We start from the raw sequence: 19,148 nt of genomic DNA, 5'->3' as shown, positions 1-19,148 counted from the left end.
GACGATACCCGAGGGGCCGGCCGGGCCGAAACCCGTCGATTCCCGGCGAGCGGTGGACGCCGGACAGTGGGCCGGCGGGCGGCCGTTCGACCGGACGCCGGCCCCTGGCTACGGGCGGCCGTCCGGGCCGGCGCCCGTGCTGCCCGTGCCGGTCGTGCCGGTCGGGCCGGCGGGCGGGGTACCGGTCGAGCCGGTGGGCGGGCCGGTCGGGCCGGCGGGCCGGACGGTCGGGCCGCCGGGGCCGGGTTCGACGGGCAGGCCCGGGTAGTACCGGGCGGCGGCGATCTGGGCGGTGATCCCGGAGTTCTCCAGGGCCTCGGCCAGCCGTCGGCGCAACTCCCGGCCCACCGCGAACTGGCCGTCCGCCGTCGTCTTCACCACGGTACGGATCACCGCGCCGTCCACCGTCATCTGCTCCACGCCCAGCACCGTGGGCGGCTCGACGATCTCCGGGGACAACTCCGGGTCCAGCGACACCGAGGCCGCCGCCGTCCGGAGCACCGCGGAGACCTCCTCGGTGTTGGCGAAGCCGACCGGCAGGTCCACCACGACCAGGGCCCAGCCCTGGCTCTTGTTGCCGACCCGGACGATCTCCCCGTTACGGATGTACCAGAGCACCCCGCGACCGTCGCGGACCGTGGTGACCCGCAGCCCGACCGCCTCCACCGTGCCGGTGGCCTCGCCGAGGTCGACCGTGTCGCCCACGCCGTACTGGTCCTCGATCAACATGAACAGCCCGGCGAGCAGGTCCTTGACCAGGCTCTGTGCGCCGAAGCCGAGCGCCACCCCGGCGATGCCGGCGCTGGCCAGCAGCGGGGCGAGATCGAAGCTGAACTCCTTGAGCACCATCAGCAGCGCGATGCCGAGGATGAACGCGGTGGCCCCGCTGCGTAGCACCGAACCGATCGCCTCGGCCCGCTGCCGGCGCCGCTCCGGCACGAACTGGGCAGGGGTCGGCGAGGCCTCGGGGATCCGCTCCCGCAGCGGTCGCAGCAGGGTCGGCACGGAGGCGTCGGTGGTCGTCCGGACCAGCCGCTTGATGGTCCGGTTCACCAACCAGCGGAGCAGCACCGCCACCAGCAGGATCAGGACGATCCGCAGCGGCTTGAGCAGGATCCAGTAGCTGCCCTCGGCGAACCAGAACGAGCCGGTGACGTCCCAGACGGCATCGCACAGGACGTCGTCCAGACAGTCGGCCGAGGGGGAGGCCGGTGCCTCGGGGGTGGGGCCGGCGACGAGCGTACGACTGACATTGGTCACGGTGTCTTCGTACCGCACCCGCCGGGCCGCTCCGCCGCCGACCCGCCCGGCCCCGGGGCACGCCCGGCGGGCGGCGGGCGACCCGGTGCGGCGTACCCGTGCGGGGCGGAGCGGACCGAAACCGGTCATCTTGCCACGGCCGGGGGAAGCTTCCGGGCGGTACCCCGGATTAGTGCGTGCAATCCCGGTGCCGATCAGGGACTATTGGCCCAGCGGACGTCGGTGGTCCCACCCACGTCGGCCGTCGTCGCGTCGTGTCCCGTGACGGTCGGTCGGTCACGGGCGGGAACGCACTGGACCGGGAGGGTGAACCCGATGCCTGACATACGACCCACAGCGGGCTCCGGCGCGTTGGTCCTCAACGCCACGTACGAGCCGCTGTGTGTCGTGTCGGTACGTCGGGCCGCCATCCTCGTGCTCTCCGCCAAGGCCATCTGTGTGGCCGACGGGGAGGGCATCCTGCACAGCGCGCGCAACGCGTTACCGGTGCCCTCCGTGGTGCGGCTGACCCGGTTCGTCCGGGTGCCGTACCGCACCCACGTCGGCCTCTCCCGGCGGGCGATCTTCGCCCGCGACGGCTGGCGGTGCGCGTACTGCCGGGGGCCGGCCGAGACCATCGACCACGTCTTCCCGCGCAGCCGGGGCGGCCGGCACGCCTGGGAGAACGTGGTCGCCGCCTGCGCCCGGTGCAACCACACCAAGGGGGACAAGACCCCGGCCGAGCTGGGTTGGCGGCTGCACGCCCTGCCGGCGGCCCCGAAGGGCACCGCGTGGCGGGTGCTCGGTCACCGGGCCCCGGATCCCCGCTGGGCCGACTGGCTGGACCTGCGCGAGCCGGAAGCCGCCGCCTGAGCCCGAGGCCGCTGCCCGAGCCCCGCTGTCCGGGTCATGTCGCCTCAGGCGGGTTCGGCGTCGACCAGGGACGCGAAGACCACCACGTTGTCGGCGTAGCCGGTCGGACCCCCGACCCACCGACCGCCGCAGGTGATCAGCCGCAGGTACGGGCGGCTGAAGTCGCCGAAGATCTCGTCCGCCGGGAACCGCTCCTTGTCGAACCGTTCCACCGACTCGACCTCGAAGACCGCCCGGGACCGGTCCTGGCGGGTCACCTCCACCCGGTCACCGGCCCGCAGCAGCTTGAGCTGGTGGAAGACCGCCGGACCGGTGTGCGTGTCGACGTGGCCGACGATCACCGCCGGGCCGTACTGGCCGGGGGTGGGGCCCTGGTCGTACCAGGCCGCCTCCTGGGCGCGGGCGGCCTCCGGCACGCCGATCGTGCCGTCGGGGGCCACCCCGACGGCGTGCACCGGCGCGGCCACGTCGATCTTCGGGATGGTGATGCCCACCGGCGGGCTCGCCGGCAGCACCGGGAAGTCCTTCGGTGGTGGACGTAGCCCGGCGGTGAGCCGGTCCGGCAGCACGCTGATCCCGGCCACCCGTTCGACCCCGAGCACGGCGACCACCAGCACCATCAGGGTGGCCACCACCAGCACCGGCGCGCCCGGCCCGGAGCGCCCGGCCAGGATCCCGGACCGGCCGGCGGGCCAGGGCCGCCGGCCGGTGGGCCGGTGCCGGTCGGTCCCCGGCGGTCGGGGGGTCGCCCCGGTGCCGCCGGCCGCGCCGTAGGTGGTGCTGACGCTGACGGTGACCACCTGTCCGGCGACCCGACGCAGCCGGGCCGTGGTGCGCACCACCAGCCGGCCGAGCGCCCGCCCCGAGCGGCCGACCGCCCGCAGCGGTCGACGCCCGGCCCGCCGGGTACGTCCTCGGGAGGCGGCCACGTCGGCGACCGGGTCAGGAACCGGTCCCGGGCCGCCGCCGGTTGACCAGGCCGAAGCCCGCCACCACGGCCAGCGTGGCGATCCCGCCGACGACCAGCAGCGAGCCGGTACCCGGGCCGTCGGCGGTGCCGCCGCCCCCGGTCGCCGGGCCCTTGCTGGGCTGGGTCATGTTGAGCACGGTCAGGTGGGTGACGGCGGTGTCCCCGGTGTTGTTGCCGCCGCTGGTGTTGCTGGAGCACCGCAGCTCGACCGGGTAGTCACCCGGCTCCCGGTTGCTCGGCACCGTCGCCGAGCCGGTGAGGAACCCGTTGTCCGGGCGCAGCGTCACCCGGCCGCTGAAGGCGTCCGAGTGCGCCTCGGCCTGCCGGTTGTTGCTGTTGTCGCAGCTGGCCCGGATGCTTACCCGCTTGCCGGCCTGGACGCTGTTCGGGGTGACCTCGATGAAGGTGTTCTCACCCGCTCGGGCCGGCTCCGCGCCGACCAGGACGAATGCGCCGACCAGGACGAACGTCCCGATCAGAGCGAGTACGGTGGAAGTGGCGGCGAGCACCCGGCTGCCGTCCGGTCGTGGACCCCGCATGATCCTCCCTTCCGGCACCGGTGCACCGGTCCTGCTGGGGCGACCCGCCGCGCTTTCCCCCTGCCCCGGCGACTAACCCGTTCGGGGTACCTGGGCCCTGTTCCGCGCCCACCGGTACGGCTCGTCCGGCCGGTCAGAGCGGCCCGAGCGGCTGCCGGTCGAGCGGGGTGGAGAGCACCATCGTGCTCGACGGCTGGCCGTACGGGGCCAGCCGGTCGATCACCTGCTCGAACGCGCCGATCGACGCGGCGGCGACCTTCAGCACGCTGCACGCGTCACCGGTGATCCGGTGGATCTCCAGGATCTCCGGCCAGTCGGGCACCGTCGGGTCGTGCAGGATGCACCGCGGTCCGTAACAGGACATCCGGATCAGCGCGACCACCCGCCGGCCGGCCCGGGTCAGGTCCACCCGCGCGTGGTACCCGGTGATCACCCCGGACTCCTCCAGCCGGCGGACCCGTTCGGCCACCGCGGGCGGGGACAGGTGCACCCGGCGGGACAACTCGCTGAAGGAGAGCCGGGCGTCGGCCTGCAACTCCCGCAGCAGCGCCCAGTCCATGTCGTCCACCACGGCCGCCTTTCAGATCCGAAACCGTCTCACGACTATCGGTTTCAGGATGACAGGTGGCCGGCGGCGAGCGCCGTTGATCCGGCATTCCTTCGGCGGTGGAGACCGGGAGATCATGAAGTACCGGCGCACGAAGGGAGACCAGTGGTGGAGACGAATCTGCGGGAGCTGACGCCCCCGACGGCGGTGCGGCCCGTCACCGCCGGGCAGCGGGTGTCCCGGGCGGCCCGTAACGGCGGTCAGCCGACCCTGGAGTTCACCGACCGGGTGCCGTACGACGCGTACGTGCACGCCAGCACCCTGCACACCCTGCAACAACCGCTGAGCGACGACCCGGGCGAGATGTCCTTCCTGGTGGTCAGCCAGATCATGGAGCTGTACTTCGGGCTGACCTGTCACGAGCTGCGCCAGGCCCAACGGGACCTGCGCGCCGACCGGATCTGGGCGGCGCTCGCCCCGCTGCGCCGGGCCACCCTGCACCTGCAGGGGCTCAACGCGGCCTGGCGGGGGCTGAGCTGGATGACCCCGGCCGACTTCAACCGCTTCCGCGACCTGCTCGGTGAGGGGTCCGGCTTCCAGTCGGCGATGTACCGGCACCTGGAGTTCCTGCTCGGCCTGCGCGACCCGGCGCTGATCCGCCCGTTCCGCCGGCAGGAGCAGGTCCACGCCGACCTGCGGGCGACCCTCGCCGCACCGAGCCTCTGGGACGACGTGCTCGCCCTGCTCGCCCGGCACGGCCACGACCTGCCCGCCGAGCTGCTGGCCCGGGACGTCGCCGACGAGCACCAGCCGCACCCGGCCGTCGAGGCCGCCTGGGTGCGCGTCTACGCCGAGCCGGGGCCGGAGAACCAGCTGCGGATGCTGGGTGAGGCGCTGGCCGGGGTGGCCGAGGAGTTCGGCGACTGGCGGTGGAACCATCTCAAGGCGGTGCAGCGCACCATGGGTGCCAAGGCCGGCAGCGGCGGGTCCGCCGGGGTGACATGGCTGCAGCGCAGCATGGCCCGGGTGGTCTTCCCCGAGCTGTGGTCGGCCCGTACCGCGATGTGACCGGAGAGTGAGACGCACCATGACCACCCACGAGGCCGAGGCCGATTCGCTGCGCCTCGCCGGAGCCGAGGCCGACTTGCTGCGCCTCGCCGGAGCCGAGGCCGAAGCCCAGCGGCGCGATGCCGCCGATCCCGGCCACCGGCACCTGTTCCACGTGCCGCCGGCCGAGGGCGGGCGCTACCCGGAGACGGCGTACTTCGCCGGCAACTCGCTGGGCCTGCAACCCCGGGCCACCCGGACCGACCTCCTGGCCGACCTGGACACCTGGAGCCAGATCGGGGTGGAGGGCTGGTTCGAGTCGCAGCGCCCGTGGACCCGGTACCACGAGCTGTTGACCGGGCCGACCGCCCGACTGGTCGGCGCCCGGACCACCGAGACCGTGGTGATGAACACCCTCACGGTCAACCTGCACCTGCTGATGGTCTCCTTCTACCGCCCGGCCGGCGAGCGGACCAGGATCGTCATCGAGGACGCCGCCTTCCCCTCGGACAGCTACGCGGTGCGCAGCCAGGCCCGCTTCCACGGCCTGGACCCGGACGAGACGGTCGTCCGGCTGCGGCCCCGCGCCGGCGAGGACACCCTGCGCACCGAGGACGTCACGGCGTACCTGGCCGCCGAGGGGGAGCGGGTCGCCCTGGTCCTGCTGGGCGGGGTGAACTACCTCACCGGCGAGCTGATGGACATCCCGGCGATCACCGCCGCCGGCCGGGCCGCCGGGGCCGTGGTCGGCTGGGACCTGGCCCACGCGGTGGGCAACGTGCCGCTGTCCCTGCACGACTGGGACGTCGACTTCGCCGCCTGGTGCACCTACAAGTACCTCAACTCCGGCCCGGGGGCCCTGGCCGGTCTCTTCGTCCACGAGCGGCACCTGGGCGATCCGGACCTGCCCCGCTTCGAGGGGTGGTGGGGCAACGACCTGGCCACCCGGTTCGAGATGGCCCCGGTCTCCCGGCCGCCGGCCACCGCCGACGCCTGGCAGGTCTCCTGCCAACCGCTGCTGGCGATGGGACCGGTACGGACCTCGCTGGAGCTGTTCGACGCGGTGGGCATGCCGGCCCTGCGCGAGCGCAGCATCCGGCTCACCGGCTGGCTTGAGCAACTGCTGGACGAGGTCACCGCCGACCGCCCGCTGACCGTGGTCACCCCGCGTGATCCGGACCGCCGGGGCTGCCAGCTCTCCGTCCGCATCGGCGTCGGCAGCGCCGCCGAACTGGCCAGCCGCCTGCGGTACGAGCACGGCGTGATCGCCGACTCGCGGGAGCCGGACATCATCCGGTTCGCCCCGGTGCCGCTCTACTCGACGTACCACGACTGCTGGCGGGCGGCCGAGGCTCTCGCCGCCACGGTCGACGTGACGAAACCGGCGTAAGTGCCGGTTCGCCGGTCTGTCGGCGGGGTGTTCGTGGTCCGACGGGGCAGGATGACGGGATGGCCGAGCCGCACGACCTGACCGCGCTGGAGCAGGCCGCCGCGATCGCCGGTGGCGATCTGCTGCTCTGCCCCACCCTGGCCGCGCCGCAGGCCCCGGTGGGCTGGTTCACCGACCCCGGTGACCCGGCGGTGGAGTTCGACCGGCAGCGGCGGTTCTCGCCCTACTGCGCCGTGTTCAACCTCACGGGTGCTCCGTCGGTCTCGCTGCCGGTCGGTGCCACCGTGGACGGCGGGTTGCCGGTTGGCGCGTTGCTCACCGGACGAATGGGAGAAGACGCCCGTCTGGTCGCGGTGGCCGCCGAGGTCGAGCAGGCCAGCGGCGGGTGGGATCGCCACCCCGCAATCTGGCGGACGGTCGACTCCGCTAACGTGAATGGCAGCGGATCCGGGTGGTCGGCGACATGACTTCCGTCCGACCCGTTACTCAAGGTCACTCTTCCGCCTGGGGGCGTTGGGATTGTCTGTAACCGAGACTCTGCTGATCTTCGTCGGCATCCCGGCTGCCGCGGTGCTGGTGATCGCCGGCCTGGTGCTCGCCGGTGGCCGTGGCGGCCGGGGCGGCACCAAGCGCTACCGGCCGGGCCGACCCTTCGACTTCACTCCGGTCTGGTTCCTGGGCCGTCCGGAGCAGCTGGCCGACTCCGCCGGCACCGCGCTCGCCGCAGGCGCGCAGGCACCGGCGCTGACCAGTGGCACGCAGCAGCAGGCCGGCGTCGAGGCGCCGGCCGGGGGAACCGGAGGCGCAAGTGACCGTTGGTGAGAAGCAGACGGCCGGGCCGGGCAGCCCGCCCGAGGTGCTGGACGGGCCGTTCTCGACCCGGCAGCTGCTGCGCATCGACGAGGCCCTGCGCCTGGCCGACCAGGGCACCGGACTGGTCTTCTCGGTCTACGTCGGCGCGCTGGACGAGCCGGTCCGTGAGCACGCCCAGCGGCTGCACCGCCAGCTCGCCGACCCGGACGAGTCGGTGCTGATCGCCGTCTCACCCAACCAGCGTCAGCTGGAGGTGGTCACCGGCCGGCAGGCCCGTAAGCGCATCCCCGACACGTACGCCAAACTGGCCGCGCTCTCCATGGTGGCGGCCTTCGGCGTGGGCGACCTGGCCGGCGGCATCATCAACGGCCTCGACCAGCTCGCCAGCCACGCCGGCAAAGCGTAAGGAAGGGCCCCCTCTTAACGCATCCGGTCGAGAGGGGTACCCCGCTAACCACCGACACCCGGCCCGCCACCGCGGCCGGGTGTCGTCGTCTGCGCCGGCCTCGGCTGCCCTGGCCGGGGCATCAGGCCGGTCAGCTCCGCGGGCAGCACCTGGCGGGGCGGGGACACCGCGCCACCGGGAACGACGACGGCCCGGAGCCGAAGCCCCGGGCCGTCGGACGCCGTCGGTCAGGCGCTGCGGGCGTCGCGGGCGCGGGCCTGCAACGCGCGCAGCACGCCGTCGCGCCCCTCGGCCACCAGCCGCCGCAGCGGCGCCGGGTGGCCGGCACCGGCCAGCCACTCGTCGGTGGCCGCCACCGTCTCCTCCTCCACCAGATAGGCCGGGTACGCCAACTGGGTGAACTCCTGCGCCGGCTCGCTGTCCAGGGTGGCCCACACCTGCGCCACCACGGCGAAGTACCGCTCCCGGTAGGGCGTGACCAGTTCCACCTGCACCGGGTGGGAGAAGCCCTGCAGCAACGCCCGGTGCCGCCAGTTCGGCAGCGCCTGGGCCCCGGTCAGCAGCGCCCAGACCGCCGCCTTGTTCTCGGCGGTCGGCACCAGCGCGTGGACGTACGCGGCCTCCCGCTCGCCGCTGGCGGTACGGTCCCGGGCCAGCTCCGCCTCGATCTCGGCGACCCCGGCGGCACCGTTGGCCACCAGCGCGCCCAGCAGCGACCAGCGCAGCTCGGTGTCGATGGTCAGCCCCTGCGGCGCACCCGTACCGTCCAACCAGCCCCGCAGCGTCGCCAGGTCCTCGGCGGACCGGGCCGTCGAGGCGTACCCACGGGCCCAGGCGAGCTGGAACCCGCTACCCGGCTCGGTGCCGGCCAGGGTGGCCTTCGCGGCCCGGGACAGGTCGGCCCAGCCGGTCGGCGCCCACTCCGGGTCGGCGTAGAAGGTCAACGCCGAGGTGGCCTGCCGCAGGGTGGCGGTGACCAGGTTGATGTCGGTCTCGGCGGGCAGCCCGGCGACCACCAGCGCCACGTAGTCGCGGGCGGCCAGCTCGGCGTCCCGGACCATGTCCCAGGCGGCGGCCCAGCACAGCGCGCGGGCCAGCGACGACTCGAACCCGGCGATGTGCTGCACCACCGTGGCCATCGACGCCTCGTCCAGGCGCAGCTTGGTGTAGCTGAGGTCCTCGTCGTTGAGCAGCAGCACGTCGGCGGCGGGCCGACCGTGCAGCGCGGTCAGCTCGGTCCGCTCGCCCGCCACGTCGACCTCGACCAGCTCCCGGCGGACCAACCGACCGTCGGTCAGGTCGTAGAGACCCACCCCGATCCGGTGGGTACGCAGCGTCGGGTGCTCGGCCGGCGCCTCCTGCCGGACCACCACCTGCTGGTACGTGCCGTCCGGCCCGACGGTGACCTCCGGGCGCAACGTGTTGACCTGCGCGGTCTCCAGCCACTGGGCGGCGAACTTGCGCAGCTCCCGGCCCGAGGCCGACTCCAACTCGGTGAGCAGGTCGTCGAAGGTGGCGTTTCCCCAGGCGTGCTTGCCGAAGTAGCTGCGCAGGCCGGCCAGGAACGGCTCGATCCCGACGTACGCGACGAGCTGCTTGAGCACGCTCGCGCCCTTGGCGTACGTGATGCCGTCGAAGTTGACCTCGACCGCCTCCAGGTCCGGCATCTCGGTGTAGACCGGGTGGGTGGAGGAGAGCTGGTCCTGCCGGTAGCCCCAGTTCTTGCGCAGCGACAGGAAGGTCGTCCAGGCGTCGGTGAAGCGGGTGGCGTGGGTGTTGCACCAGTGGCTGGCCCACTCGGCGAACGACTCGTTCAGCCACAGGTCGTTCCACCAGCGCATGGTGACCAGGTTGCCGAACCACATGTGGGCCAGCTCGTGCAGGACGGTGTTGGCGCGCTGCTCGTACTCGAAGTCGGTGACCTGGGAGCGGAAGATGTAGTGCGACTCGGCGTGCGTGACGCAGCCGAAGTTCTCCATCGCGCCGGCGTTGAAGTCCGGCACCCAGATCTGGTCGTACTTGGGCAGCGGGTACCGCACCCCGAACTGCTCGTGGAAGAAGTCGAAACCCTGCGTGGTGATCAGGTTCAGCTCGTCGGCGTCCAGGTGCTCGGCCATGCTCGCCCGGCAGAAGTACCCCAGGTCGATGCCGTCGTGGGTGTACCGCACCTCGTGGTACGGCCCGGCGCAGAGCGCGGTGATGTAGGTGCTCATCCGGGCCGAGGTGGCGAAGTGGACCGTCCGGGTGTCGTCGCCGGCCGGCTCCTCGGCCGCCACCGGCATGTTGGAGATCACCCGCCAGTGCGCCGGGACGGTGGCGTGCCAGGTGTAGACGCTCTTCAGGTCGGGCTGGTCGAAGCAGGCGTACACCCGCTGCGCGTCCGCGGTCTCGAACTGGCTGTAGAGGTACGTCTCACCGTCGACCGGGTCGACCGTCCGGTGCAGGCCCTGCCCGCTGTTGGAGTACGCGAAGTCGGCCTCGACCACCAGCACGTTCTCGGCGGCCAGCCCGGTGAGCGTCAGCCCCCTCTCGGCCGACCAGTCGGCCAGCTCCACCGGCGCGCCGTTCAACGTGGCCGAGTGCACCGACTCGGCGGCGACCTCGATGAAGGTGCCCGCCCCCGGCTCGGCGCACCGGAACCGGACCTCCGTCACCGATCGGAAGGTGCGGCCCTGCGTCGCCAGCACGGCGGTCGACAGGTCCAGGCTGATGTCGTATCCGGTCACGTCGAGCAGGCGAGCCCGCTCGGTGGCCTCGACCTGGGTGAGGTTGCGCACTCCCGGCACTGTCTGTCTCCATCCCGTTTCTCGCCGTACCCTGCGGTGGTGCTCGTCCGCCGGCCGCTCGTGACGGTCCGGCCCGGTCGAGTCTTGCACGCACGGACGCCCGGTGGTGGGCTAGCTCACGCTCTCATTCCGGCGCCGTTCGATGGCCGTCGGGGTGAGGATCGGAGCAGGGTGCCGAAGCGTCGGCGCCCCTGTCGCGAAGGGATCCCACCGTGGCTGAGCGCGCCACCGTCGACATGTGGTTCGACCCGATCTGTCCGTGGGCCTGGCTCACCTCCCGCTGGCTGCTGGAGGTGGAGCAGGTCCGGGACGTGACGGTCCGCTTCAACGTGATGAGCCTCTCGGTGCTCAACGAGGGACGGGACCTGCCCGAGCAGTACCGGGAGGCGCTGCGGACCGGGTGGGGACCGGTACGGGTCTGCATCGCGGTCAGGCAGCGGTACGGCCCGGACGAGGTCCGCGCGCTGTACACCGCCCTGGGCACCCGGATCCACCTGGGCCGTGAGCCGCTGAGCCGGGAGCTGTACTCCGCCGCGCTGACCGAGGTCGGCCTGGACCCGACGCTGGCCGAGGCGGCCGACTCCACCGACCTCGACGAGGCGCTGCGGGCCAGCCACGAGGCGGGGATGCGGCCGGTCGGCACCGACGTCGGCACCCCGGTGATCCACGCACCCGGCCCCGACGGCACACCGGTCGCCTTCTTCGGCCCGGTGGTGACCCCGGCCCCCAAGGGCGAGGCCGCCGGCCGCCTCTGGGACGGCGTCCTGCTGGTCGCCGGCACTCCCGGCTTCTTCGAGCTGAAGCGCTCCCGCACCCTCGACCCCATCTTCACCTGACAGGTGCAAGGAAGGGCCCCTTGTTAACGCTTTCGGTAGAGAAGGGCACCCCTCTCACCGCAGGCCGTTAACAAGGGGCCCTTCCTTCGGGGTTCAGCTGGGGTGCGCGTCCGGGGGAGATCCGTCGCCGGTAGCGTGGGTGGACATGACGGTCGTGCATCCGATCGCCCGGGCCTGGATCACCACTGGCGGCACCGGCGCGCAGAACTACGACGAGTTCGCCGACGACGCGGAGATCACCGCGATCATCGAGACGAACCCGCACAGTGCCCTCGGCATCGAGATGCCGCACCGGGCCCCGGAGAGCCTGGGTACGTCGTTCCTCGACGCGCTGCCGGCCGCGGTGTCCCGGCTGGCCGAGGCGAAGGCCGACGGCAGCTACACCCCGGCCGAGCAGGTCCTCGTGTTGTACCGGATCAGCGCGCCGGGGGAGGCCCCGGCCTACGGGCTGTTCGCCATGGTCGACACCGACCAGATCTCCACCAGCGCCGACGAGCCCGGCCTGGTCATCCGCAACGAGGACGTCTTCATCGCCAAGGTGCGTGAGCGGGTGGCACTGGCCGAGGCGCTGGGTCACCTGCTCTCGCCGGTACTGCTGCTGCAGACCGGCCGGGGTGACGAGCTGCACCGTGCGCTCGCGGCGGCGACCGAGACGGCCGGCGTACCCGCCGCGACCGACACCGACCAGTCCGGGCGTACCCACGCCATCTGGCTGCTGGGCCCCGGCCCGCAGCAGGACGAGCTGGCCGCGCTCGCCGGCGGCGGCGAACTGGTGGTCGCCGACGGCAACCACCGCAGCCTGGCCGCGCAGACCGGCGGCCTGCCCCGCTTCCTGGCCGTGGTGACCACCCCCGACTCGGTCGCCATCCAGCCGTACAACCGGCTGGTCAGCGAGCTGACCGCCACCCCGGCCGAGCTGCTCGACCGGTTGCGCGCCGCCGGCGCCACGGTCACCCCGATCACCGGCCCGGTCGAGGTTCCGGCGACCGGCGGCACCGTGCACCTCCAGCTTCCCGACCAGGGGTACGCGGTGAGCCTGCCGCACACCGCCGGTGGCCAGTTGGAGAACCTGGACCACGCCCTGGTCGAGCGGTTGCTGCTGCGCGACGCGCTCGGCCTCGACCCGGGTGACAAGCGGATCACCTACGTCGGCGGGGACTACCCGGCGGCCTGGCTCACCGGCGAGGTGGCGGCCGGCCGCGCCGAGCTGGCGATCCTGATCGCGCCGGTGACCGTGGACGACTTCGTGGCGGTCAACCTCGCCCGGGAGAAGATGCCGCGCAAGAGCACCTGGTTCACCCCGAAGGCCCGGGGCGGCCTGGTCGTCGCCGAACTGCCCAGCTGACCGCCGACCCGACGGACCGGGCCGGGCTGCCCCAGCGGGCGGCCCGGCCCGTGACTGTGCGGGCCCTGTCCAGGGGGACCACGGTGGACGCCCGGCGGCCCTGTGACGGGCGGCCCGGTGAGGGTCGTTCGGCCGGTCCGGCCGGTCCGGCCGGTTCGGCGGGGCCGGGGTGCCGCCCGCGCGCCGTCAGGGTTTCCGGGCCTGACAGACTTTCCGGTATGCGCGTCTATCTGGGATCCGACCACGCCGGTTTCGAGTTGAAGGTGCACCTGGCCAATCACCTGGCCACGCAGGGCTACGACGTGGTCGACGTCGGCCCGCACGCCTTCGACCCCGACGACGACTACCCGGCCTTCTGCCTGCACACCGGCGACCGGGTGGTGGCCGACCAGGGAAGCCTGGGCGTGGTCATCGGCGGCTCGGGCAACGGCGAGCAGATCGCCGCGAACAAGGTCCCCGGGGTACGGGCGGCACTGGCCTGGAATGTCGAGACCGCGCAGCTGTCCCGGCAGCACAACGACGCCAACATCGTGGCCGTCGGGGCCCGGCAGCACACGCTGGACGAGGCCACCGCGCTCGTGGAGGCCTTCCTCGGCACGCCGTTCTCCGGCAACGACCGGCACGCCCGGCGGATCGCCCAGGTCGCCGAGTACGAGCAGAGCCGTAAGCTGCCCGACCTGCCCTGACCGGCCTGGATCAACGCGGGGAGCGGGGCAGGTCCTCGCGGGGCGTCCAGTTGCGGCGCACCACGACCACCCGCTCCTCGGCGCGGGCCAGGTCCTCGTCGGTCGGCCGGGCCGCGTCCCTGGCCCGCAGGGCGGCGCCCAGCCCGACCTGCGAGGAGCCCGACCCGACCAGGCCCCGCAACCCCCGGTCACCGTCGCGCTCCTCGGTGCCGCGCCGGGGCCGGGGCGGATCGGCGCCGTCGGGCGACCCCGAGGTCGTCGGGTGCCGCCCGCCCGGCCGGCCCTGACCACCCACCCCGCCGGACCTGCCGGACGTGCCGGCGGTGGCAGTACCGGCGCGTGGCGTGGCCGAGGTGGCCCGTGGCGTGGCCGAGGTGGTGTCGAAGGTGACCGACGTTGCGGCGGACGTGGCAGAGCCCACGCCTGGATCGGCTGAGCCAGCGTCTGACGGGGCGGAGCCGGTCGATCCGGCCGTTCTCTCGGTGTCCGAGTGGTGCCGCTGCCTGCGTCGGCGTCGCTCCGCATCACCCATCAGTCGACCGTACCGTCCGCAGGCCCCTCGCGTGGGCCCGGGCCGGCGGGGGTGGGCGGTCTCCGGCGGATGTGCCGGCTGGCTACCCTCAAAGTGACGGCGGCCGTTGCCGGCGTCGGTCATGGGGAGGATTGAAATGGCAGACCAGACACAGCCGTGGGCCGAGCGGACCGTCGAGGTGGCACCGCAGCCAGGCGTCGGGGTGCCACCGCAGCGGGGACCGGGGGCACCACCGCCCCACGGCGCCGGGATGCCACCACACGGGGCCGGCATGCCGCCCCAGGACTCCGGCCCGCCGTCGCCGGGTGAGGCGTTCCGCCGGGGTGTGGCCTCGGTCGGTCGGCCGCGCGCTCCCCGTACCGAATCGTTTCCCACGGTTGAGCACGAACCGACCGGGACTGGCTGGCCGGGCGGTGGGGGCGGGCAACCGCGTCGGCCGCTGAGCTGGCACCTGGAGCAGCTGCGGGTGGGGGCCGAGTGGAGTGCCGCCGGCGTGCTCTTCGCCTTCGTCTGCTGGGGCATCTGGGCGATCTCCGGCGGCGGTGACCTGGTCGGCCCGCTGCTCACCTTCCTGCTGAGCCTGCTGGTGGCGGTCGGCCTCTTCGCGCTCTCCCGGTTGCTGGGCCGGGTGATCCTGGAGCGGCAGCTGGGTCGGATCCGGCGCAGCGCCCGGGGAGCACACGCGGCCACCACGGTCTTCCTCGTCGGGCTGGGCGTCGCCTACCTGCAACAGACCGAGTGGGTCATCTCGGCCTGGAACTGGATCACCGGCACCTGACCGGGCCGGGCCGAACGCATCCGGCCGGCGACGCGCCGAACGCATCCGGCCGGCGACGCGCCGAACGCATCCGGCCGGCGACGCGCCGAACGTATCCGGCCGGCGCGGCGCCGCGCCGAACGTATCCGGGCCGGCGGCGAGCCGGGCCGACAACCCGGGCCGACAATCCGGGACCAGCGGCGGGTGTCGGAGAGCGCGTGGGCGGGTCGGCTCGTCGCCGCCCGCCCGCGCGTTCCGGTCGCGGACCGCCGCGACCATGGTCGTCCCCCGTCAGATCGGCGGCTGCATACCCGGCCGACCGCCGTTCATCCGTACCGGTCGGGTGGTGCCCGTACGCCGTTCAGCCGTCCCCGGCGAACCGGTGCAGCACGAAGCCCTGGTCCGCACCGCAGGCGATGACCGTGGTGTGCCACGAGCACGAGTCGCCGCGTACCCCCTTGAGCTGGCCCAGCTCGGTCACCTGGCCGGACTCGGCCCACACCCCGGCGACGCTGCGGTCGGTGGCCGAGGAGGTCAGCGTCGTGGCGAAGACCAGCAGGTTGCCCGCGTCCAGGCGGACCGCCACCCCGTCGCGGTCGGCCAGCACCGGCCGTCCCCGCGGATCGAAGAGGGTCACCGCCGGTTCCGGTGAGGTACGCGAGGCGAGCAGGTGTTCGCCGACGGCGACCAGGCCGGTGGCCTCCGGTGCCGCCCAGCGCCGGGTCTCCTCGCCGGCCTCGGCGGACACCACCTCCGTGCCGGCCGAGGTGAAGTCCGGCACCTCCAGCAGGCAGGCCCGCTGCCCACCGCAGGCGACCAGGGCCTCCGGTCGGCGGTTGCCGTCTGCGGTGTAGAGGACGGTCGGCTCACCCAGCTTCGTCAGGTCGTACGAGACCAGCCGGTATCCGCTGTCGTCGTTGGCGACGTACAACCGGTCCTCGTGGGCGACCACCAGGTCGTCGTGGTCGGCGACGTTGGCCCGGCTGTCGACGATCGTGCCGTCGACCATGTCGACCAGCCGGACCGACCGGTCCGCGCCCACCTGCACGAGCCGCCGGGCGTTGCCGTGCCAGAGGTCGCGGGGCTGCCCGTCGGGGTACGCCGGTCCGTTTACCGCCCCGGCCGAGGTGACCGGGTAGACGCTGGTCCGGGCGTTGTCGGAGGTGTCCCGGGGGAACGGGTGGGACCAGACCTCCCGCCCGTCGGCCACCCGGAGCCCGCGCAGCCGTTCGGCGGTCCGGTCGACCAGCACCACCGTGTCCTCGCTGAGGAACACCTCGTCGTCACCGCGTACCGACTGCCGCCAGCGCTGCTCGCCGGATTCGTCGTCGAGCAGCACCAGGTCGCGTTCGGTGGCGTCCCCGGCGGCGTCGGCGAGGACCGCGACCACCTCCGGCCCCGCGACGATCCCCGCCCACCGCTCGGCGGCGGTCGTGGTCTCCCGCCGCCAGAGTTCGTCACCGGTGCCGGTGTCGACGGCGACCACCCGGAGCCGGTTGTCGGCAAGCGGGTGGGCCAGGTACGCCCGGTCCCGGCGGACGGCGGTGAACATGTCCGTCGGCCGGTCCGGGCCGGCGGCGATCCGGCCGGCCTCGGTCAGTGGATGGAACTCCAGGTCGGGGTAGCGGTCACGGGTCAGGTAGAGCACCGCCGCGCCGACCACCCCGGCGAGCGCGGCGACGGCCCCGAGGGTGATCCACCACCCGCGCCGCCCCCGCCCGGCCGATGACCCGCCGGGTCCGCCCGGGGCCGGTCCGTTCGGTGGGTACGGCCCGAACGCGGTAGGTGGCGGCGGACCGGCCCCGGCCGCCGCGGACGGCTCCGGCCAGGCCCTGGTGACGGCCGGGCCGGCGGGGACGACCTGGGCCGGCGGGCCGGCATGACTGGGCTGGCCGGCGGGGACAGCCTGGGCCGGCTGGCCGACGGGGACGACCTGGGCCGGCTGGCCGGCGGGGACAGGCTGGGCCGGGGTCGTCGCCGCCGGCAGGGTCCCGCGACCCGGGACGGGCAGGTCGGTCAGCGCCCCCTCGGCGACCGGCAGCTCCGGCTGCTCCAGCACGGTCGGTGCGACGCCCAGCTCGGCGTGCAGCAACCGGGCGACCAGCGGCACCCGCGACGAGCCGCCGACCAGGAAGAGCCCGGCCAGCTCCGCCGGGGCGAGTCCGGCCGCCTCGATCACCTCCCGGGTCACGGCGACCGCCCGGCGTACCAGCGGGGTGGCGAGGCGTTCCAGGTCGTCCCGGGTGAGCGGGACGGCGGCCTCCAGGCCCGGCACGGCCACCGGGGCGACGGTGGCCCGGGAGAGCATCTCCTTCGCACCCCGGACGTGCTCCCAGAGGTGGAGCTGGTCCCGCCACTGCGTGGTGGTCTGCGGGTCGGTCAGCCGGTGCCACACCGCCGGGTCGGTCGCCACGACCAGCTCACCGACCCGCTGGACCAGGGCCGCGTCCAGGTCCAGCCCGCCGAGGTCGTCGGCGCCGCCAGAGGCGACGACGGCGAAACCCGAGTCGCCCCACGGGTCGGCGCCCTGGTTGCGTACCACGGTCACGTCGAGGGTGCCGCCGCCGAGGTCGAAGACCGCGATGGCGGCCCCGACCGGCACCGGCCGGCGCAGCACCTGGGCGTAGTAGCGGGCCGCCGCCACCGGCTCGCGCAGCAGCCGGGTCCCCGGCGGGATCGGCCCGCTCATGGTGTGCTCGGCCGCCGACGGCCAGCCGGCCCGCAGCAGCGCGTCGGCGAGTACCTGCCGGCGGGTGTCGTCCCAGGTCGCCGGGCAGGTGACCACGGCCGGGGGCAGGAAACCGGTCGCCTCCACCGCGGCGGCGGCCACCGCCTGCAGGATCGCGGCGAGCAGCTCGGCCGGCTGGTACTCCCGGCCACCGAGGCGGACGGTGGGCTCGTCGACGCGGCGCTTCGGGTTCGGCTCGTACCCGTCGGGGTCGGCCTGGGCCAGCCGCCGGGCGTCCCGGCCGACGTGCAGCCGTCCGTCGGTGTCGGCGTAGACGCCGGAGGCGACGATCGGCTCGCCGTCGACCAGCAGTGGACGGGTCCGCCCGTCGGGGTGCCGCAGCACCGCCACCGTGTTCGAGGTGCCCAGGTCGACGCCGAGCGCGTACCCGTCCTGCCGGCCTGCCATGTACCGCCACCTCCGCTGGGATGCCCGGCCCGCATGGTACGCAGCCGTGGCATGCGCCCCGGCCCGGCGGCGTGCGGTGGCGGATCGGCGTCACCGGGGAGATGGTCCGAACATCCGGTCGACGCCGGTCAGCAGGGTCTCGGTGGGGGTGATGCCGCTGCTCCGGCCGGCCACGAGCGCCCCGCAGGGAGCCCGCCGTAGCCAGAACTCGGCGGTGGCCCCGGTGGCGTCCGCGACGAGCAGCACGTCCAGCCCGGTCGGCGGCGGGTACCCGGGATAACTGCCGCAGTCGGTGACCCGATCCCGTTCGAAGGTGGCGTTGAGCGCCGGGCGGAGGGCGTCGGCGTCGTCCCGCTCCCGCCGCTGTCCGGTCAGCCGGGCGAGGGTGTCGCCCACCTCGTACCGGCAGGCGGCCACCGCCACCAGCCTGGTCGGCAGTCCCGGGTTGCCGCCGGGGTTGTTGACCCTGATCCGGTCGGGCGGGCCGGTGCGTGTCGGGGTCAGCCGGAGCCGCCCGGTGGGCAGGCTCGGCGGGCAGGTCGGCGTGGCGATGGTCACGGCGGGGGTACGCGCGGCCAACTGCTCCCGGTACCGCTGGAGGAAGGTGTCGAACAGCGCCGGATCCAGTCCCCGCCCGGACGGTCCCTGCCGCACCGTCTGGCAGTTGCCGCTGGTGTGCACGGTCACCGATGGGCGGTCGGGGTAACGCAGGACGTAGGCCAGCTCGTGGTGTCGGGCCACGGCGGTGCAGCGCAGTTCGTGGTCGCCGGCCGGCGTTGCGGCACCGGGACGGACCGGCCAGGGCGGCAGAGCGTCGAGCACCCGGACGATCTCGTCGACGCCGTCGGTCAGCACCCGGGGCTCGCGCGGCTCGGCACCTTCCGTCGCGGGCACTTCGCAGGCGACGATCTCCACGGCTCCCGCCGGCACCAACGGGCCGTTCCCGCCGTACCGGGCTGTGCGGGGGTCCGGGAACTCCCGCGCGTCGGTCGGGCAGCGGGCCTGGTCGTCGACGGTGGGGGTCACCGCCGGCGGCGCGGGGGAGTGCTCGTTACCGGTGCCGAGCCGTACCCCGCCGAAGGCGAGACCGGCCACCAGGGCCACGGCGAGCGCGCCGAGGCCGACCCGGCGACGTCGGTGCCGCCGGACCCGCCGGCCGACCGCGCCCACCCGGTCCGGCGGCGTCCGCAGCGGGGGAACGGACTCCCGCAACAGGTACCCGATGTCCTCGTCCTCGTGCGTCACG

The 19,148-nt window shown here is 73.9% G+C and carries 16 protein-coding genes and 2 pseudogenes; 10 read left to right on the top strand and 8 right to left on the bottom strand.

Features of this window, described 5'->3' with window-relative positions; all coding sequences use genetic code 11:
• Window positions 1-246 precede the first annotated feature (246 nt).
• Window positions 247-1,260 (bottom strand): annotated as a pseudogene (locus tag GA0070617_RS23325) (mechanosensitive ion channel family protein); the annotation flags it as partial.
• A 315-nt stretch (window positions 1,261-1,575) separates the two neighbouring features.
• Here GA0070617_RS23325 and GA0070617_RS23320 point away from each other — a divergent pair.
• Entirely contained in the window at window positions 1,576-2,112 is a 537-nt protein-coding gene (locus GA0070617_RS23320; RefSeq protein WP_091447139.1) for an HNH endonuclease, read from the top strand.
• 44 nt (window positions 2,113-2,156) lie between these two features.
• Here the strand turns inward: GA0070617_RS23320 and GA0070617_RS23315 are convergent, their stop codons facing one another.
• The 3 genes from GA0070617_RS23315 to GA0070617_RS23305 form a co-directional block, all read right to left on the bottom strand.
• A complete protein-coding gene (locus GA0070617_RS23315) occupies window positions 2,157-3,041 on the bottom strand; it encodes a class F sortase (RefSeq protein ID WP_373868381.1) in 885 nt (294 codons plus the stop codon).
• Between the two features lie 13 nt (window positions 3,042-3,054).
• Window positions 3,055-3,621 carry a hypothetical protein gene (locus GA0070617_RS23310; RefSeq protein ID WP_229688507.1) on the bottom strand — a complete coding sequence of 189 codons (567 nt, stop codon included), beginning with the start codon at window positions 3,619-3,621 and terminating at the stop codon, window positions 3,055-3,057.
• Between the two features lie 133 nt (window positions 3,622-3,754).
• Entirely contained in the window at window positions 3,755-4,189 is a 435-nt protein-coding gene (locus GA0070617_RS23305; RefSeq protein ID WP_091447128.1) for an Lrp/AsnC family transcriptional regulator, read from the bottom strand.
• 147 nt (window positions 4,190-4,336) lie between these two features.
• On the opposite strand from GA0070617_RS23305, the gene GA0070617_RS23300 reads away from it, so the two are divergent.
• The 5 genes and pseudogenes from GA0070617_RS23300 (at window position 4,337) to GA0070617_RS23280 (ending at window position 7,824) form a co-directional block, all read left to right on the top strand.
• Window positions 4,337-5,236, top strand: coding sequence for a tryptophan 2,3-dioxygenase (locus GA0070617_RS23300; protein ID WP_091447124.1), 900 nt, complete (start codon window positions 4,337-4,339; stop codon window positions 5,234-5,236).
• Window positions 5,237-5,255: 19 nt separating this feature from the next.
• Window positions 5,256-6,605: a kynureninase gene (gene kynU / locus GA0070617_RS23295; RefSeq protein ID WP_091442614.1), complete on the top strand. Its 1,350-nt coding sequence runs from the start codon at window positions 5,256-5,258 to the stop codon at window positions 6,603-6,605.
• Window positions 6,606-6,712: 107 nt separating this feature from the next.
• Window positions 6,713-7,072, top strand: a pseudogene (locus GA0070617_RS23290) (amidase family protein); the annotation flags it as partial.
• 52 nt (window positions 7,073-7,124) lie between these two features.
• Complete coding sequence (ctaJ, locus tag GA0070617_RS23285) at window positions 7,125-7,427, top strand: aa3-type cytochrome oxidase subunit CtaJ (protein ID WP_444980281.1); 303 nt, start codon at window positions 7,125-7,127, stop codon at window positions 7,425-7,427.
• Window positions 7,414-7,824: a DUF5130 family protein gene (locus GA0070617_RS23280; protein WP_091442610.1), complete on the top strand. Its 411-nt coding sequence runs from the start codon at window positions 7,414-7,416 to the stop codon at window positions 7,822-7,824. The genes ctaJ and GA0070617_RS23280 overlap by 14 nt, the downstream gene beginning before the upstream one ends.
• 227 nt (window positions 7,825-8,051) lie before the next feature.
• Here the strand turns inward: GA0070617_RS23280 and pepN are convergent, their stop codons facing one another.
• Window positions 8,052-10,601: an aminopeptidase N gene (gene pepN / locus GA0070617_RS23275; protein WP_091442607.1), complete on the bottom strand. Its 2,550-nt coding sequence runs from the start codon at window positions 10,599-10,601 to the stop codon at window positions 8,052-8,054.
• Window positions 10,602-10,846: 245 nt separating this feature from the next.
• Here pepN and GA0070617_RS23270 point away from each other — a divergent pair, with 245 nt between their 5' ends.
• The 3 genes from GA0070617_RS23270 to GA0070617_RS23260 all read left to right on the top strand — a co-directional run bounded on the left by GA0070617_RS23270 (window position 10,847) and on the right by GA0070617_RS23260 (window position 13,477).
• A complete protein-coding gene (locus GA0070617_RS23270) occupies window positions 10,847-11,446 on the top strand; it encodes a mycothiol-dependent nitroreductase Rv2466c family protein (protein ID WP_373868387.1) in 600 nt (199 codons plus the stop codon).
• Window positions 11,447-11,591: 145 nt separating this feature from the next.
• Complete coding sequence (locus GA0070617_RS23265) at window positions 11,592-12,791, top strand: DUF1015 family protein (protein ID WP_091442598.1); 1,200 nt, start codon at window positions 11,592-11,594, stop codon at window positions 12,789-12,791.
• A 218-nt stretch (window positions 12,792-13,009) separates the two neighbouring features.
• Complete coding sequence (locus GA0070617_RS23260; RefSeq protein ID WP_091442593.1) at window positions 13,010-13,477, top strand: ribose-5-phosphate isomerase; 468 nt, start codon at window positions 13,010-13,012, stop codon at window positions 13,475-13,477.
• Window positions 13,478-13,487: 10 nt separating this feature from the next.
• Here the strand turns inward: GA0070617_RS23260 and GA0070617_RS31775 are convergent, their stop codons facing one another.
• Window positions 13,488-13,772: a hypothetical protein gene (locus tag GA0070617_RS31775; protein ID WP_229688529.1), complete on the bottom strand. Its 285-nt coding sequence runs from the start codon at window positions 13,770-13,772 to the stop codon at window positions 13,488-13,490.
• Window positions 13,773-14,145: 373 nt separating this feature from the next.
• Here GA0070617_RS31775 and GA0070617_RS23250 point away from each other — a divergent pair, with 373 nt between their 5' ends.
• Complete coding sequence (locus GA0070617_RS23250) at window positions 14,146-14,787, top strand: hypothetical protein (RefSeq protein WP_091442587.1); 642 nt, start codon at window positions 14,146-14,148, stop codon at window positions 14,785-14,787.
• Between the two features lie 340 nt (window positions 14,788-15,127).
• On the opposite strand, the gene GA0070617_RS32090 is transcribed toward GA0070617_RS23250, so the two are convergent.
• On the bottom strand, window positions 15,128-17,902 hold the full coding sequence (locus GA0070617_RS32090; RefSeq protein ID WP_091442583.1) for a hsp70 family protein: 2,775 nt from the start codon (window positions 17,900-17,902) through the stop codon (window positions 15,128-15,130).
• Window positions 17,903-17,992: 90 nt separating this feature from the next.
• Window positions 17,993-19,147 carry a hypothetical protein gene (locus tag GA0070617_RS23240; RefSeq protein ID WP_091442579.1) on the bottom strand — a complete coding sequence of 385 codons (1,155 nt, stop codon included), beginning with the start codon at window positions 19,145-19,147 and terminating at the stop codon, window positions 17,993-17,995.
• Window position 19,148: the final 1 nt, after the last annotated feature.

Origin of the sequence: Micromonospora yangpuensis (assembly GCF_900091615.1) — a bacterium.
In the GTDB taxonomy this organism is placed as follows: domain Bacteria; phylum Actinomycetota; class Actinomycetes; order Mycobacteriales; family Micromonosporaceae; genus Micromonospora; species Micromonospora yangpuensis.
The sequence above is the reverse complement of the archived record's forward strand: the minus strand, read 5'-3'. Positions and strand labels throughout refer to the sequence as shown.

Bases quoted from the DNA above. Each gene is read 5' to 3' on its own strand.
- GA0070617_RS23320 (WP_091447139.1), top strand. From the start codon at position 1,576: ATGCCTGACATACGACCCACAGCGGGCTCCGGCGCGTTGGTCCTCAAC.
- GA0070617_RS23250 (WP_091442587.1), top strand. From the start codon at position 14,146: ATGGCAGACCAGACACAGCCGTGGGCCGAGCGGACCGTCGAGGTGGCA.
- GA0070617_RS23310 (WP_229688507.1), bottom strand. From the start codon at position 3,621: ATGCGGGGTCCACGACCGGACGGCAGCCGGGTGCTCGCCGCCACTTCC.
- GA0070617_RS23260 (WP_091442593.1), top strand. From the start codon at position 13,010: ATGCGCGTCTATCTGGGATCCGACCACGCCGGTTTCGAGTTGAAGGTG.
- GA0070617_RS32090 (WP_091442583.1), bottom strand. From the start codon at position 17,902: ATGGCAGGCCGGCAGGACGGGTACGCGCTCGGCGTCGACCTGGGCACC.
- GA0070617_RS23270 (WP_373868387.1), top strand. From the start codon at position 10,847: ATGTGGTTCGACCCGATCTGTCCGTGGGCCTGGCTCACCTCCCGCTGG.
- kynU (WP_091442614.1), top strand. From the start codon at position 5,256: ATGACCACCCACGAGGCCGAGGCCGATTCGCTGCGCCTCGCCGGAGCC.
- GA0070617_RS23265 (WP_091442598.1), top strand. From the start codon at position 11,592: ATGACGGTCGTGCATCCGATCGCCCGGGCCTGGATCACCACTGGCGGC.